Below are 14888 nucleotides of genomic sequence, written 5' to 3' on the forward strand. Positions count from 1 at the left end.
TGTGGAGGTTATCAGACAGGATGTCTTTTCGGCGCGACCAGGCTCGTATAGGAACCGACGATGTCAAGCGATGTTCTCTCCACGCCCCCGCCGCCGTCTTCCGGGCAGGTGGCCGGCACGAAATTGTACCGTCATGTCATCGAGGCGATTCGGTCGGAAATTCGCGACGGCATCTACGCCGTCGGCGATCGCTTGCCGCCCGAACGAGTCCTGGTGGACCGTTTCGGGGTTAGCCGTCTTACCGTCCGTGAAGCCCTGATCGGTCTGGAGATACTCGAGCTGGTCCAGGCGCGGCAGGGCGCGGGGGTGTTCGTCATCGCGCACGAGGAACGCAAGGATCTGCCTGTTCAGGCACTCGACATCGGCGCGTTCGAACTTACCGAAGCGCGACGCATAGTCGAGGTGCAGGCGGCCGCGCTTGCTGCGCACACCGCGACGCCCGAGCAGATCGACGAACTGCGCGGTATCATGCAGGAGATGGCTGCAGAGAACCGCGGTCGAGACTTGCCCGAATGGACCGCCGACCGCCGCTTTCATGTCGCCATCGCGCGCGCGACGCAGAACGAGGCGATCGTGATGCTCGTCAATCTATTGTGGGACGTCCGCAAGCGATCGCCGCTATGCCATACGATGCTGCAGCGGATCACCGCAGCCGGCGAGCGCCCCCGGCTGGACGACCATCGCCGCATCCTCGACGCGATCGCCGCGCACGATCCCGTCGAGGCGCGCGCGGCGATGCAGGACCATATCGATCGGGTGCTGAAGAACCTGTTCGACCTCACCGAAACCGAGGCGATGCGGCGGCTGACCGACGAGCACAGCCATCGGCGCAGCAAAGCGACCGAGCGGCTGGGCATCTAGGCGCGTCAGGCTGCGGCAGGCAGGCAACCGGGGCCGGCAGGCGCAGAGGCCTTGTAGGTCAGGACGAACTCCTGATGGCCGAGAGCTTCCGACTTGGTCTCCGCACCGGCGGCGACCGCCTCGATCAGGTCGACGATCTCGGTCCCCACCTGATCCAGCGTCGCGCGGCCATCGAGAATACGGCCGGCATCGACGTCCATGTCGCCTTCCATCCGCCGATAGGTTTCGGGATTGGCGCAGATCTTGATGACCGGGGCGATCGCCGAGCCCACTACCGATCCGCGGCCGGTGACGAACAGGTTCACATGCGCGCCGCACGCGATCAGCTCACCGATCTCGGCATTGTCGACGATATTGGGGAAGCCGAACTTGGGATCGCCGGGCGGCACGACGTCGAGCAGGTACAGCCCCGGCCCGGGCGCCTGCTCCGCCGGCAGGATCACCCCGTCGATCGCGCGGCTGCCCGATTTGGCATAGGCGCCCGCCGACTTCTCCTCTTGGCTCGACAGGCCGCCTTCGGCGTTGCCCGGCGCGAAGCTGCCATAGCCCATCGCGCGGTAATAGCGTTCGGCCTGGTGGACCGAGGCGACGAGCGCGTCCGCGACGGCGGGCGTGGCCGCGCGTTCGGCCATGTGCCCTTCGCAACCGATCATCTCGCCCGTCTCTTCGAAGATGCAGGTGGCGCCGGCATCGATCAGCGTGTCGAAGGCGCGGCCGACGGCGGGGTTGCCGGTGATCCCACTGGTACCATCCGATCCGCCGCAAATCGTGCCGACGACGAGTTCGGACCGCGCCATCGGCACGCGGACGGCCTGGGCATCGGCCTGCGCCTGCACCCGCGCAACTGCCGCGAGACCCGCATCGATCGCGCCGCGGGTGCCGCCCGACTGCTGGATCACGACCGTTTCGACCGGGCGTCCCTGTTCGCGCGCATTGGCCGCCAACGCCTCACGGTTGAAGCTTTCGCAGCCAAGCGACATCAGCACGACGCCGCCGACGTTGGGATGCACGGTCAGCGCCTTCATCATCGCGAGCGCATAATCGTTGGGATAACAACCGGGGAAGCCGATCAGCTGGATGCGCGCATCGTCCATCTTGTCGACGATGCGGCGCGCGACGTGATGTGCGCATTCCACCAGATAAACGACGACGATCGCGTCGCGAATTCCCTTGCGCCCGTCGGGGCGGAGCCAAGCCCGGATCATGCGTGATCTCCCGCCGTGTCGCGCAGATGCGCCGGCATGTAATCGCTTTTCATATTATGGATGTGGACCCAGCCGCCGGGCGTCGAGGCGGCGGTCATCGATCCGATCGGCATGCCGTATTTTAGCACCTTGTCCCCCGGCGCGAGCGGCACGAGCGCGAGCTTGTGACCGATCGGTACGGGCTCGACGACGGTCAGCGCGTGGCCGTCGATCGCGAACGTCTCGCCCGGCGTCAGGGTGCGGCAGCAGACAACGACATTGTCGGTCGGCGACAGGCGGATCGCGGCGGGCGCGGTCATACGGAAACCTTTTCGATCGAGGCGGGCACTGGGGCATCGGCGCGCAGCAGCCCCTCATGCTGTAATTCGCGCCAGAAATCCTGCGGGATGACCTCTTCGTACAGCGAAGCCGTCTCCGCGACGCGCTTCGCGCTGCCAAGGCCCGGAATGACGCTGGCCACGCACGGGTGCGCGAGGACGAAGTGCAACGCGGCGGCCGGGAGGCGCACGCCGTGACGATCGGCAACGTCCTCGATTCCGCACACTTTGTCGACGACCGCTTCGGGCGCAGGGCCGTAATCGTAATGCAGCGTGCCCCCCTTGCGGGTGCCGGTCGCGAGGATACCGCTATTGTAGGGGCCGCCGATCACGATCGACGTATCCGCCGCGGCGCAGGCGGGCAGCAATGCGTCGAGCGCCTCCTGTTCGAGCAGGGTATAGCGTCCGGCGAGCAGGATGACGTCGATCGGCATTTCACGCATGACGTCGAGGCATATGCCGATCTCGTTCACGCCGATGCCAAAGCCGGCGATCGCTCCCTCACCCCGCAGCCTGTCGAGTGCCCGCAGGCCGCCACCGGTGGTAAGTTGCTCCCAATATCCCGCAGCCGCCTCACCGTGGGTGTAGCGACCGATGTCGTGGACATAGAGCAAGTCGACACGCGATAGGCCGAGGCGTTGCAGGCTGTGTTCGTGGCTGCGCAGGATGCCGTCATACGTGTAGTCGTAGCGCATGCGGAACGGCATCGGCGACCGGAAGCCGTCGCGCTCCGCATCGTCGGTGATGCTCGCATCGGGATCCATCAGCCGCCCGACCTTGGTCGAGATCGCGACGCCGGGACGCTGGCGCAGCGCATCGCCGACGCGACGCTCGGACAGGCCGCGGCCGTAATGCGGTGCGGTATCAACGTAGCGCAGCCCGGCATCCAGTGCCGCATCGATCGCGGCGCGCGCGTCGGCATCGGGTACCGGGTGGTAGAGATTGCCGAGCGAGGCCGCACCGAACCCCAGTTCGGACACGGACAATCCGGTGCGTCCTACGGGGCGGCAGGCTATATCGGTCACAGCGTCAGTCCCAATCTATAGATCATGTTGGCGTTGCGCCCCCACAGGTCGCGCCGCTCATCGTCCGAATATCGCGCGAGCAATGTTTCATAGGCGCTCAGCGTCGCGTCCATCGTCGCGAACATCCGGTCGGTCGGAAAATTCGACGCGACCATCACGCGTTTCGTGCCGAAGCGTTCGATCACCTCGTGCACGATATCGCCAAACTGTCCGGGATCGAAGGGGGCGGCGATGAAACCGGCACCCGACAGCTTGATCGCGACGTGCGGCATCGTCGCCAGGGCAATGACGCCGGCGCGCCACGTATCGAGTTGATCGGCCAACCGCGGGAGTGCCAGGTGGTTTACGATCAGCGGCACGTCGGGATGTTGCGCCGCGACTTCCGCCAATCCCGAAAGCTGCGGGGGGAAGCCATGGAAATCGAAGCTGAGGCCGTGTTGCGCCAGCAACGCATACCCGCGCCGCCACGTATCGTCGCGCGTCAGGTCGCGGGGATAGGCGCACCGTGCCGGATCGTGATCCCAGTTCACGAGATGGCGGATGCCCCGGACCCGAGTGTAATCGGCATGAAACGCCAGCTTGCGCGCGACGTCGGGGTCGTCGAGTGCGACGCGGGCAACAATCGCGCTCGGCAGTCCGTCGGCGGCTGCGACGTCGTCGAGCCATATCGTTTCCTGCTCGCCATCGTCGGGATGCGCGCCGGCATCGACATGCACCGCGCCAACCACATTCCACGCCGCCGCCTCGCGTCGATAGTCCGCGATGCCGTAGGTCGCCGCGATCGGCGCATTTGCCGGCTCGTCGAGCCAAGGGTAGCGCAGCCGCCCACGATCCCACAGATGCAGGTGCGCATCGACGAAGGGCGGCCGCACCGTCATCCGGGTCAGTCCTGCCGCGCCCAGGCGACGAAATCCTGCCGCTGGCGGCCGAGCTTTTCAATGCCAAGTTCGACGCGGTCGCCAGCCTTCAGATACCAGGGCTCGGGTTTCTGCCCGAGACCGACGCCCGGTGGCGTGCCGGTCGTTATGACGTCGCCCGGCTCCAGCGTCATGAACTGCGAGCAGTAAGCAATGATCTGCGCGACGGAAAAGATCATCGTCGCCGTGCTGCCGTTCTGCACGCGCTTGCCATTGACCTCGAGCCACATCGACAGCGCCTGCGGATCGCCGACCTCGTCCTGCGTGACCAGCCAGGGGCCGATCGGGCCGAAGGTCGGAAAGCCCTTGCCCTTGTCCCAGGTCGCGCCCCGCTCCTGCTGCCAATGGCGTTCGGACACGTCGTTGATGACGCAATAGCCCGCGACGTGATCGAGCGCGTCGGCTTCCTCGACGTAGCTGGCGCGTTTGCCGATCACCACGCCCAGCTCGACCTCCCAATCCGTCTTGGTCGAATCGCGGGGAATGGTGACGGGGTCGTTCGGCCCCTGGATGCAGCCGACCCATTTCTGGAACACCACCGGTTCGGCGGGGATCGGCAAGTTCGATTCAGCGGCATGATCGGCATAGTTGAGGCCGATCGCGACGAAATGGCGCGTGCCGCCGACGCAGGGGCCGAAGCGCGGATCGCCAGCGACCAGCGGCAGCGTGGCAGGATCGATCGCACCGAGGCGGGCCAGCGCGTCGGCGCCGAGCGTGTCCGCGGCGATATCGGCGACATGTGCGGACAGGTCGCGGATACGACCGTCGGCGTCGACGAGGCCGGGCTTTTCCTGCCCGGCTGGTCCGAAGCGACAGAGTTTCATGCGGAATACCTCATAATCTGCAAAGGGGTCAGGCCATGCACCAGCCGCCGTCGATGACGTGCAGCTGTCCGGTGGTATAGGCGCTCTCGTCCGAGGCGAGGTAGACAGCCAGCGCGGCGACCTCGTCCGCGGTGCCGAGCCGCCCGAGCGGCTGACGGGCGATGAACGCCGCCCGTGCCGCCGCCTCGTCTCCCGTCGCCGCGAGCCGCTCGTCCAGTGACGGCGACTGCACCGTGCCGGGGCAGATCGCGTTGCATCGGATCTTGTCCGCGACGTAATCGAGCGCGACCGAGCGCGTGATCCCGGCGACCGCCGCCTTCGACACGCAATAGGCGTAGCGATTGCCGACGCCGATCACCGCTCCGGCCACCGACGACATGTTCACGATCGACCCGCCGCCGTTCGCGATCATCGCGGGCAGGAACGCGGTCAGCATGTGGGTGATCGCATGGACGTTGAGATCGAACGACAGGCGATAGCCGTCATCCGTGGTGTCGAGCAGCGTTCCCGCATCGACATAGCCGGCGCAGTTGAACAGCACGTCGACCGCCCCCGTTTCCGCACCGAACGCGGCGATCGCGGCTAGATCGGTCAGATCGAGGACGCGCGTCTCGCATCCCGCCAGCGTCGCCAGCGCTTCGCCGTTGCGATCGACCGCGATCACGCTTGCGCCTTCCCGTACGAACGCCTCCGCGGTCGCCCGCCCGATACCCTGGCCCGCGCCCGTGACGACGGCGCGTTTGCCCTTCAACCTGTCCACGTTATTCCTCCTTTTGCCTCAGCCGGTCTTGGCGAGGCTACGGTCCGATGTGATGGCGAAGGCCAGCACGACGATGAAGCTGAGCGCCGGCACCAGCATCGCATGGGTGATGCTCGTCCGGTCGGAGATCAGCCCCATCAGCGCGGTCAGCCCGGCGCCGCCGATGATCGCCATCACGATCAGCGAGGCACCCGCACGACGCAGCGTCCCCAGTTTTTCGATCCCGATCGCGAAGATCGTGGGGAACTGGATCGACATGAAAAAGCTCGCCGCGACGAGCGCATACAACCCGAGCGTCCCGCCGATCGTGCCGGCAATCGTCGCGAGAACCAGCGACACCGTCGCGAACGCCGCCAGCAGCCGGACCGGCGCCAGGCGCGCCATTAACCCCGTCCCTATGAAACGCCCGGTCGCGAACAGCACCAGCGACACGAACAGGGCGTCCGCACCGGCGCGCTCGCTGAAGCCTGCATTCGCCTGCGCGTAGCGGATCGTGTAGCTCCACAGCCCGACCTGCGCGCCGACGTAAAAGAACTGCGCGACCACCGCGCCGATCAACCGGGGATGACGGAACACGTCGAGAAAACGCCCGCCGGTCGGCGTGTCGTCCGCCTCCGCCGCGCCCTTGGGAAACGCCACGAACGCCGCCGCGATCGCGAACGCCAGCACGATGACCGCGATCCAAACATAGGGGCCCGCCACCGCCTGTACCTCGGTGCGGTAGAAGGCGGTCCGCGCCGATGCGTCCATCGCCGCGAGCGCGCGCTCGTCATGTTCGATGCCCGACAGGATGAAGAAGCGACCGACCAGGATGCCGGTGATCGCGCCAAGCGGATTGGCGGCCTGCGCCCAGTTGAGCCGTCGGGCGGCGGTGCTGGGATCGCCCAGTTCGGTCATCAGCGGATTGGCCGACGTCTCCAGAAAGGCGAGGCCCGCCGCAATCACGAACAGCGCGAGCAGGAACAACTGGTACACGCTCGCCTGCGCCGCCGGATAGAAGAGCAGCGCGCCGATGCCGTACAGCGTCAGCCCCGTGACGATCGCCGCCTTATAGCCGAACCGGCGCACCACCATCGACGCCGGCACCGCAAGCACGAAATAGCCGAAATAGAAGACCTGCTGCACGAAGCTGGTCCCGAAGTCCGACAGCGTGAACGCCTTGCGGAATTGCGCGATCAGAATGTCGTTGAGGTTGTTGGCCATGCCCCACAGGAAAAATAGGCTGACCGTGATCACGAGCGCCGCAATGTAGCGCCGCTCGTCGCCGCGCGTGAAAGGCGGCAACGTCGGGTCTCGCATCGCCTGGGCAGGAATCGCCATCGAGCTTATCTCTCCATGAGATAATGTTTTTATAAGCGAGAGCTAACGCCAAGTCAGCCGTCTTGCAAGGCGCTCGCCTTCAGGCAGTGGCTCGATCCGACGGGATGTGCCCGAGCAATTCCGAAATGCGGCGTGTCGTCTCACCCAGCATCGCGCGCGCGTCGTCGATCGGTACCTGCTGCGAACCATCGATCAACTCGAGGAAGGGGATGGTCAGCGCCGCGAGCAACTCACCCGCAAAGCCGAAGACCGGATAGCTGACATCGGTCACGCCGCGCGTAATCGGGCTTTCGCGCATGTCGAAGCCCTGTTCGCGCACCGCGGACAACCGTCCGGCCAGCGCCGCCCGGCCGATCGGCGTGCCGCGCAACGCCTCGATCCGGTCAAGCATCCTATCTACGGTCGCGGTGGGCGAAAAGGCGAGGATAACCTGCCCCGAACAGCTGCGCAGCAGGTCGATCGACGCCCCCAGCCGCAACGCGAAGCCACGCACGCCGGGATTTTCCTCGCGCGCGATCACCAGCCCCTCGGCATTCTTCGGCACGACCAGATGGCAGGATTGTCCGATCGCGCGGGCCAGTGCCTGCATTTCCGGGATCGCGATGCTGGTGAGCTGGCGCGCCGGCGTCGCGCGATAGGCGACGTCGAGAAACTTGTACGTCACCGTGTAGCGATCGGTCTCCAGCGATTTCTGCAGATAGCCGGCATCCTCCATGACCACGACGATCCGGAACAACTCGCCGAGCGAACGGCCCAGCGCGGTCGCCATCTCGCTCGCCGACAGCCCTTGCGGATTGTTGGCGAGCAGTTCGATGACCAGGAACGCCTTGTCCAGCGCTGGCGCCGTATAGCTTCCCTTGCGCTCCTTCCGCTCCACCATCGTCACCTTACTCCGTTGCATCCGCGTGCCGTGTCAGATCGACACGACCGCCTTCATGACATGATCAGCGTCTGCGATCAGCTGGGGGACGCGGATGGGTGCTTCGTCAATGGTCAGCGTATGCGTCCGCAGCACGTCGGTCGGGATCAGGCCGCCGCGGATACTGGCGATGACATGGTCGAAATCGACCGACAGCGCGTTGCGGCTCGCGAGCAACGTCGTTTCGCGCTTGTGGAATTCGGGGTCCGGAAAGACCAGGTCGTCCTTGCACAGCCCGACCAGTACATAGGTGCCGGCGTGCGCGACATAACTCAGCCCTGCGCGCATCGCATGAATGTTGCCGGTCGCGTCGAACACGGCGTCGAACATCTCGCCATCGGTAAGGGCGCGCAGTTCGTCGGTCTGCGTGTCCCCCGCGACCACGACCTGCGCGAACCCCAGCCGGTCGCGGACGAACGCAAGCCGGCTTTCGCGCGTGTCGAGGAAGGTGATCGATTCGATCCCCATCACCCGGGCGAACAGCGCGGTGGCGACGCCGATCGGTCCCGCGCCGACCACCAGCACGCGCATGTCGGGCGTCATCGCCGCACGGCGCACCGCGTGCGCACCGATCGCCAGGAATTCGACCATTGCGGCCTGATCGAGCGTCAGCCCCTGCGCGTCGACGATCGCCGTCTCGGGCACCGCCAGCCATTCGCACATGCCGCCATCGGCATGGACGCCCAGCACGCTGATCCGCGCGCAGCAGTTCGGTCGCCCGCGACGGCAGGCGACGCATGTCCCGCACGCGATATATGGGTTGATCGTCACCGCCTGCCCCGACGTGAACCGCGAATTCGCGGGCGCCTCGACGACCTCGCCGGCCAGTTCGTGTCCTATCAGGCGGGGATAGGACAGGAACGGCTGGTTGCCGGTGTAGATATGGTAATCCGTCCCGCAAATGCCGGCGCGTCGGATCCTGACCAGAACGTCGTTCTCGCCACGAACGGGTTCAGCGCGATCCTCGATGATCAAAAGGTTCGGTTCCGAACAGACTAGGGATTTCATCACTGCTCTTTCATTGAAAATGGCGATCGGAATATCGCAGAGACGTTCTTGACGGGGCGCCATGACCGGCAATATCGACGTGCCGACCGCTCATACAAGCCGACAAGAGGACTGACCCGATGGGACGACGCCTGTGCTTCGCGCTGGATCTGGTCGACGACGCGGATCTCATAACGGCCTATGAACGCGCCCACGCGCCCGGTGCCGTATGGCCCGAGGTGACCGCGGGCATCCGGGCGAGCGGGGTCGAGGCGATGGAAATCTGGCGCGTCGACGCTCGCCTGTTTATGATCGCGGAGGTCGCCGCAGACTGGCCGCGCGCCTTGCCCGATCACCTGCAGGCAATCGACGACCGTTGGCAAGCGGCGATGGATCGGTTTCAGATCCGGCTCAACGCGGCAAAAGATGGCGAGAAATGGGCGCCGATGACGCGGATCTATGCATTGGCAGAGCAATAACGTCGCGCTCCTGCCCCCCACTCCACGCATCACGCCACTGGAGCGTCGGCGCGGGACATAATCGCGTCCAGTTCCGGCAACGGCGGGGCCGTCGCTGCGCTGTCGACCCACGACAGGAAGCCGCCGATCCGCTTGCGCAGCTTGTCCAGATGATGATCCGCGATGTCGGCGAGACGATGATCGAGAAACGGATTGGCAAACCGTGCCAACGTCTCCGCGACATAGGTGCGTGCCGGGTCAGCCATGCCGTGCGCAGCAAAGCCCGGAACGACTTCCTCCGCATACACGCGCTCCAGCGCGCTAAGGGTGGCGGCGTCGGCCACCGCGTCTCTAACGAAACGACCCTCCGGACGACCGCTGTCGATCCAGCGCTGGGCCAGCCAGCTATGGCCGAGGTTGAGGATGTAGAGCTTCAACCGTTCGTAGCGCGCGAGATCATTGGTCAGGACAACGTCCGGGTGGGTGAACGGCATCACCAGGCCGGGCTGGTCTGCGACAGCCCATAATGCGTAGGGCTCGGCAACGGCGCCAACCGGATCGATCGGCTCGGACACGATGCGATCGACGAGGCTGTTCACCCAGATGCAATCGTCGTGGAGCCACGCGAGAAACGACGGCTCCGCACCGACGGACTGCGCCAGGTCCGTGACGACCGCTTTCAGCGTATCGCCGTTGCCCTGTAACAGTTCGCACGGCATCAGCGTGACCGGTGCCTCGCCCGACCGCCACCGCCGATGGAGCAGGACGAGCAGCATCGCCGGAAAGCTGCGGGGCGGCTCGTCCGTCTGCAGCAGGGTCGACACCCGATCGTCCTCGGCCACCTGATACCCGGCATCGCCCGTGTTCGACACGACATAGGTCGCGCTGCGTTCGAACATTGCGCACAAGTCCGTCCAGTCGTCGGCGGCATGCAAACCACGGACGATGCTGCGGACTTGAGTTTCGTGCTCGATCAGCGCGCCATCTGCACCGCGCCCCCTGATCCGGACCGGATAGCCCTCGGCTGCACCGAATGCCGCCGCACGTCCGGCGCGCGATGGATCACGCGTCGTCTGCACGACGACGATCGGCGGCACGGCTTTTCCCGCCGCCGCCGCCTCGGACGCGAACAGATCGACATGCGCCTGCAGGAAACGGCTCGTTCCGAATTGCACTATAACGTTGCGGTGGTCCGCCATCCGATCCCCTATTCTTGCACATACGATAGCGCATTTTTACGGGAAATATCAACATTTGCGCGTTCGCCTCGTCTAGGGCAGTCATGCCGCAAGGCTAAGGGAGACGATCGAGATGCGGATCTGGCGCACGATGGGCAAAATCGGCCCGCTGATGGCCTTGCCGGCGATGACGTTGACGATCGCTGCCAGCGCACCTGCGCCGCGCTGGGATACGCCCGGCGATAGAAACCCGCTGTTGCCCGGCTATTTCGCCGATCCCTCTATCGTTCATCACGAAGGTCGCTGGTATATATTCGCGACCATCGATCCGTGGGGCGACGATCACCTTGCGCTCTGGACGTCGACGAACGGACGCGACTGGACGTTTTCACAACCCGACTGGCCCAGCAAGGCCGCTGCGATCAGTCCCACCGCTGGCGATGCGAAGGTTTGGGCACCGTCGGTGGTGCAGACGCGTGACGGCCGCTGGTTCATGTACGTGTCGATCGGCAGCGAAGTCTGGGTCGGCACGGCTCCCTCGCCCGCCGGCCCATGGCGCGACGCGCGCGGCGGCACGCCCTTGATCGCCAAGGGGCTCGCGCCCGACTATCACATGATCGATGCCGAGGCGTTCATCGACCGCGATGGCCAGGCCTATCTCTACTGGGGGTCGGGATTGAACTGGACGAACGGCCACTGCTTCGTTGTGCGGTTGAAATCAGACATGGTCAGCTTCTACGGCGCCCCCCGCGATGTGACGCCACCGAATTATTTCGAAGCACCGTTCATGATCCGCGCCGGATCCCACTACGTCCTCACCTACAGCGACGGGAATACGACGAAAGACACCTACAAGGTCCGCTACGCGATCGGCGACACCCCGTTCGGACCGTTCCGCGAGGGGCCCGGAAGCCCGATCCTGCAAACCGACCGCAGTCGCGACGTCATCAGTCCCGGACATCACGCCATCGTGCGATCGGGCGGCAACCCTTATATCCTCTATCATCGCCAGGCCCTGCCCTTCCCGTCGCGCACCGACACGCTGCGGCAGGTGGCGATCGATCCGCTGATCATTCGCGACGACGGCACGATCCTTCCCGTGCTGCCTAGCCACGCAAACAGCGTGGCCGGATTCGCGCCGACACGCATGCGCGGCCTGCCGTTGCGCGTATCGGGGAAAGGATCGGATGTGCTGCACGGCGCCGATCGCGCTGCGGACGACAATTATGCGACGCTATGGCGTCCGATGCCGGGCCAGCCAGCGATCCTGAGCGCCGATCTGGGCGCCGTCCGCATGGTGCGAGAAAGCACCCTCCGGATGGAGTTTCCCAACCTCCCCTATCCCATCACGATCGCCGCGTCCGAGGACGGCCGGCGATGGCACACGGTGGTACAAAATCGCGCGGCGCAAGGATCACCAATCATGATGCCCCATGCTCTCCGAACGCGGTATCTACGACTGACGGTCTCTTCAGACTCAGGAGTATGGGAATGGCTAATCCGCTGATGCAGGCGTCACGGACAGGTGGTCGGGCTTCGCATACCATATGATCGGACGCCTTGAACTCGGAAACCCCAGCGGGTGCCATCTGAACCGTTCCGGGGTACCGTGGTGTCGATCGCTGAGACGATCGGCTGCATTCCGCAGACACTGCGTGAATGAGTGAAGAAGGCGGAGGGGCAGGAGTGGGACGCCGACGGATGGTACCCGTCCGAAGGCAAATCACGCCTTCGATAGGCGCCTGCAATCACTATGTCGGAATTTGCCGCATCGGGATCATCGCGTCGAGTTCGTCGGTCAGCAGTATGGCTGCGCCTTCCCTGATCAGCGTGCCCACGACCGCATCTGGCACGCGCAGCGCATATGGCGCTGAGTTGCGTCCTCGATCCAACCTCAATGGTCGGCCGGGGGCCCTAAATAAAGCGGCCTATTGTGCGACTTGACTCATCAGACAACATACGTGAGTTTATCTGATCACATGGTACAGAGAAGCGGGGGACGTTATGAGTATGCCCCTGATCGTGCCGTCTCGTCCTAGCAGAATGCACCGAATTTTTACGCCGTGCGCACAGTCCCCTGCACTACCGTCTGCACCAAAGTCGGCGAGATGCGTGCCACGCCTAACGTCTCTATCGCAGCCAAACCATTGCCAATCTGTAGCGCCACCTCATACCGGGAGAGAATGATGACCTTCAGCCGTCGTGACGCAATGGGCGTGATCGGATTTGCCGGTGCGGCATCAACGCTGTCCGCGGCACAGGTAATGGCAGCAACGGCTCCTTCAGTTCAGGGCGGACAGTTCACGCCGGATTGGGCGGCTCTCACCAGCGGCTACCGAGCGCCGAACTGGTTCCGCGATGCGAAGTTCGGAATCTGGGCGCATTGGAGCGCGCAGTGCGTGCCTGAGGAAGGAGACTGGTATGCCCGCGATATGTATCTTCAAGGAACCCGCGCCTACACAGCGCACGTCGCGAAATACGGCCATCCGAGTAAGGTCGGTTTCATGGAGATCGAAAATCTCTGGAAAGCTGAGCGGTGGGATCCAGAGCGCCTGATCGACCTATATCAGCGCGCGGGTGCGAAATATTTCGTCGCGCTGGCCAACCACCACGACAATTTGGACACCTACGCTTCCACGCATCACGCATGGAACACGACGCGCGTGGGACCCAAAAAAGATATTGTTGGTATTTGGGCAAAGGTCGCGCGGGCCAAAGGGCTGCGTTTTGGGGTCTCGAACCACAGTGCGCACGCCTGGCATTGGTACCAGCCCGCTTATGGCTATGATCCCGAAGGTCCGATGCGGGGACAGCGTTACGACGCGTGGCGACTGAGCGCTGCGGACGGCAAGGGCAAATGGTGGGATGGGCTCGATCCGCAAGAATTATATAGCGGGCGTACCATGCCGTTACCGAGCGGCGTAGCGACGCTCGCCGAGGCGAACGCGATTCATGAACGTACGGATCGCCTGTGGTCCGAGGGCATACCAAAGGACAACCCCGAGTTCGTCCGCACCTGGGCGCTTCGATGCCGGGAACTGATCGATAACTATCGCCCGGACCTTCTCTATTTCGATAATTTCGACCTACCCTTCCAACAGGTCGGACTCGAAACCGCAGCGCATTATTACAACGCCAACCGCGCGTGGAACAACGGCAGGCTCGAGGCGGTGCTCAACGTAAAGATGGTCCCCCCTGAACGGCGGATGGGGCTGGTCGAAGACGTCGAGCGCGGCGGCAAACCTTATATCGAGACCTATCCGTGGCAGACCGACACTTGCCTAGGCAACTGGCATTACGATCGCGCGCTCTACGATCGTGACGGGTACAAAACCGCAGCGACCGTGCTCCATACCCTCTTCGACGTGGTGTCCAAGAATGGCAATCTGCTGCTGAGCGTGCCGATGCGTGGCGACGGCACGATCGACGAGAAGGAAGAGCGCGTAATCGAGGAGATCGCTACATGGATGGGCCGCTACGGCACCGCAATCTATGCCACCCGCCCATGGCGGATCCACGCCGAGGGGCCGACGAAGCCCGCATCGGGAATGTTCGCGGAAGGTGGGCCTAAGTCGCCATATACGGCGAATGATATCCGCTATGTGCGTAATGGCGACGATGTCCACGCCCTGGTCATGGGCTGGCCCGAAGACGGCATCGCACGTCTGACGTTGTGGAGCGTCGGTAACCCGATCGGCCGCGGCGAAATCCGCCGCGTGACGCTGCCGGGGCAAACGACGCCGCTCGCCTTCCGCCGCACCGGTGCCGCGCTGGAGGTGACACTGCCGCCCGGACATCGCAATGCGATTGGCATCCCGCTGATCCTGTCCGGCCGTGGATTGACCGGAGGCAGCCTCGCCGAGACTGCCTGAGAACTCAGCCAGAGCTTGCCTTTGTGAAGCCCCCGCGGTCGTGCCCCGGGACGTGGTCTAGCTGAGGAATGGCCATCGGAGATCTTCGGATAGGTTTGGGTTGCAAAACTCAACTACCCACGACTCCGATGCATTCCGAGACTCGGTAAATCCGATGGCTGTCGCCGAAAATACTTTCTTCACGGCTCTCCCACCTCACTCCGGGCGGCTTTGCCGACAGCTGAGGATCTGGCCCGCGAATTTCC

At 64.5% G+C, this 14888-nt stretch carries 14 protein-coding genes; 4 read left to right on the top strand and 10 right to left on the bottom strand.

Annotated elements, in window-relative coordinates:
* Positions 1 to 60: 60 nt before the first annotated feature.
* Positions 61 to 861, top strand: coding sequence for a FadR/GntR family transcriptional regulator (locus tag H8S47_RS12095; protein ID WP_187504114.1), 801 nt, complete (start codon positions 61 to 63; stop codon positions 859 to 861).
* Between the two features lie 5 nt (positions 862 to 866).
* On the opposite strand, the gene H8S47_RS12100 is transcribed toward H8S47_RS12095, so the two are convergent.
* From H8S47_RS12100 to H8S47_RS12140, 9 genes are all read right to left on the bottom strand, one after another.
* Entirely contained in the window at positions 867 to 2066 is a 1200-nt protein-coding gene (locus H8S47_RS12100) for a UxaA family hydrolase (protein WP_187504115.1), read from the bottom strand.
* Entirely contained in the window at positions 2063 to 2365 is a 303-nt protein-coding gene (locus H8S47_RS12105; protein WP_187504116.1) for a UxaA family hydrolase, read from the bottom strand. Before H8S47_RS12105 ends, H8S47_RS12100 begins: the two co-directional genes overlap by 4 nt.
* Positions 2362 to 3408, bottom strand: coding sequence for an aldo/keto reductase (locus H8S47_RS12110; RefSeq protein WP_187504117.1), 1047 nt, complete (start codon positions 3406 to 3408; stop codon positions 2362 to 2364). Before H8S47_RS12110 ends, H8S47_RS12105 begins: the two co-directional genes overlap by 4 nt.
* Positions 3405 to 4286 (bottom strand): amidohydrolase family protein, encoded by an 882-nt coding sequence (locus H8S47_RS12115; RefSeq protein WP_187504118.1) that lies wholly within the window; start codon positions 4284 to 4286, stop codon positions 3405 to 3407. Before H8S47_RS12115 ends, H8S47_RS12110 begins: the two co-directional genes overlap by 4 nt.
* Before the next feature lie 5 nt (positions 4287 to 4291).
* Positions 4292 to 5149 (bottom strand): fumarylacetoacetate hydrolase family protein, encoded by an 858-nt coding sequence (locus tag H8S47_RS12120; RefSeq protein WP_187504119.1) that lies wholly within the window; start codon positions 5147 to 5149, stop codon positions 4292 to 4294.
* Positions 5150 to 5177: 28 nt separating this feature from the next.
* Positions 5178 to 5909, bottom strand: coding sequence for an SDR family oxidoreductase (locus tag H8S47_RS12125; RefSeq protein ID WP_187504120.1), 732 nt, complete (start codon positions 5907 to 5909; stop codon positions 5178 to 5180).
* Positions 5910 to 5927: 18 nt separating this feature from the next.
* On the bottom strand, positions 5928 to 7229 hold the full coding sequence (gene fucP, locus H8S47_RS12130) for an L-fucose:H+ symporter permease (RefSeq protein WP_235982825.1): 1302 nt from the start codon (positions 7227 to 7229) through the stop codon (positions 5928 to 5930).
* A 79-nt stretch (positions 7230 to 7308) separates the two neighbouring features.
* Positions 7309 to 8130 carry an IclR family transcriptional regulator gene (locus H8S47_RS12135; protein ID WP_235982827.1) on the bottom strand — a complete coding sequence of 274 codons (822 nt, stop codon included), beginning with the start codon at positions 8128 to 8130 and terminating at the stop codon, positions 7309 to 7311.
* Positions 8131 to 8142: 12 nt separating this feature from the next.
* Entirely contained in the window at positions 8143 to 9156 is a 1014-nt protein-coding gene (locus tag H8S47_RS12140) for a zinc-binding alcohol dehydrogenase family protein (RefSeq protein WP_187504121.1), read from the bottom strand.
* Positions 9157 to 9275: 119 nt separating this feature from the next.
* Here H8S47_RS12140 and H8S47_RS12145 point away from each other — a divergent pair, with 119 nt between their 5' ends.
* Positions 9276 to 9614, top strand: a complete 339-nt coding sequence (locus H8S47_RS12145) for an L-rhamnose mutarotase (RefSeq protein WP_187504122.1) — start codon at positions 9276 to 9278, stop codon at positions 9612 to 9614.
* Positions 9615 to 9643: 29 nt separating this feature from the next.
* Here the strand turns inward: H8S47_RS12145 and H8S47_RS12150 are convergent, their stop codons facing one another.
* The gene (locus tag H8S47_RS12150; RefSeq protein WP_187504123.1) at positions 9644 to 10792 is read right to left on the bottom strand and encodes a mannitol dehydrogenase family protein; all 1149 of its coding nucleotides are present in this window, start codon (positions 10790 to 10792) and stop codon (positions 9644 to 9646) included.
* Between the two features lie 112 nt (positions 10793 to 10904).
* Between H8S47_RS12150 and H8S47_RS12155 the strand changes: the two genes are divergently transcribed.
* Positions 10905 to 12278: a family 43 glycosylhydrolase gene (locus H8S47_RS12155; protein WP_235982829.1), complete on the top strand. Its 1374-nt coding sequence runs from the start codon at positions 10905 to 10907 to the stop codon at positions 12276 to 12278.
* Between the two features lie 676 nt (positions 12279 to 12954).
* Positions 12955 to 14643 (top strand): alpha-L-fucosidase, encoded by a 1689-nt coding sequence (locus H8S47_RS12160; RefSeq protein ID WP_235982831.1) that lies wholly within the window; start codon positions 12955 to 12957, stop codon positions 14641 to 14643.
* Positions 14644 to 14888: the final 245 nt, after the last annotated feature.

This window comes from Sphingomonas albertensis, from assembly GCF_014358075.1.
In the GTDB taxonomy this organism is placed as follows: domain Bacteria; phylum Pseudomonadota; class Alphaproteobacteria; order Sphingomonadales; family Sphingomonadaceae; genus Sphingomonas; species Sphingomonas albertensis.

Coding starts and splice junctions, on each gene's coding strand:
- H8S47_RS12105 (WP_187504116.1), bottom strand. CDS start 2,365: ATGACCGCGCCCGCCGCGATCCGCCTGTCGCCGACCGACAATGTCGTT.
- H8S47_RS12095 (WP_187504114.1), top strand. CDS start 61: ATGTCAAGCGATGTTCTCTCCACGCCCCCGCCGCCGTCTTCCGGGCAG.
- H8S47_RS12120 (WP_187504119.1), bottom strand. CDS start 5,149: ATGAAACTCTGTCGCTTCGGACCAGCCGGGCAGGAAAAGCCCGGCCTC.
- H8S47_RS12150 (WP_187504123.1), bottom strand. CDS start 10,792: ATGGCGGACCACCGCAACGTTATAGTGCAATTCGGAACGAGCCGTTTC.
- H8S47_RS12145 (WP_187504122.1), top strand. CDS start 9,276: ATGGGACGACGCCTGTGCTTCGCGCTGGATCTGGTCGACGACGCGGAT.
- H8S47_RS12155 (WP_235982829.1), top strand. CDS start 10,905: ATGCGGATCTGGCGCACGATGGGCAAAATCGGCCCGCTGATGGCCTTG.
- H8S47_RS12160 (WP_235982831.1), top strand. CDS start 12,955: ATGATGACCTTCAGCCGTCGTGACGCAATGGGCGTGATCGGATTTGCC.
- H8S47_RS12135 (WP_235982827.1), bottom strand. CDS start 8,130: ATGCAACGGAGTAAGGTGACGATGGTGGAGCGGAAGGAGCGCAAGGGA.
- H8S47_RS12100 (WP_187504115.1), bottom strand. CDS start 2,066: ATGATCCGGGCTTGGCTCCGCCCCGACGGGCGCAAGGGAATTCGCGAC.
- fucP (WP_235982825.1), bottom strand. CDS start 7,229: ATGGCGATTCCTGCCCAGGCGATGCGAGACCCGACGTTGCCGCCTTTC.
- H8S47_RS12115 (WP_187504118.1), bottom strand. CDS start 4,286: ATGACGGTGCGGCCGCCCTTCGTCGATGCGCACCTGCATCTGTGGGAT.
- H8S47_RS12140 (WP_187504121.1), bottom strand. CDS start 9,156: ATGAAATCCCTAGTCTGTTCGGAACCGAACCTTTTGATCATCGAGGAT.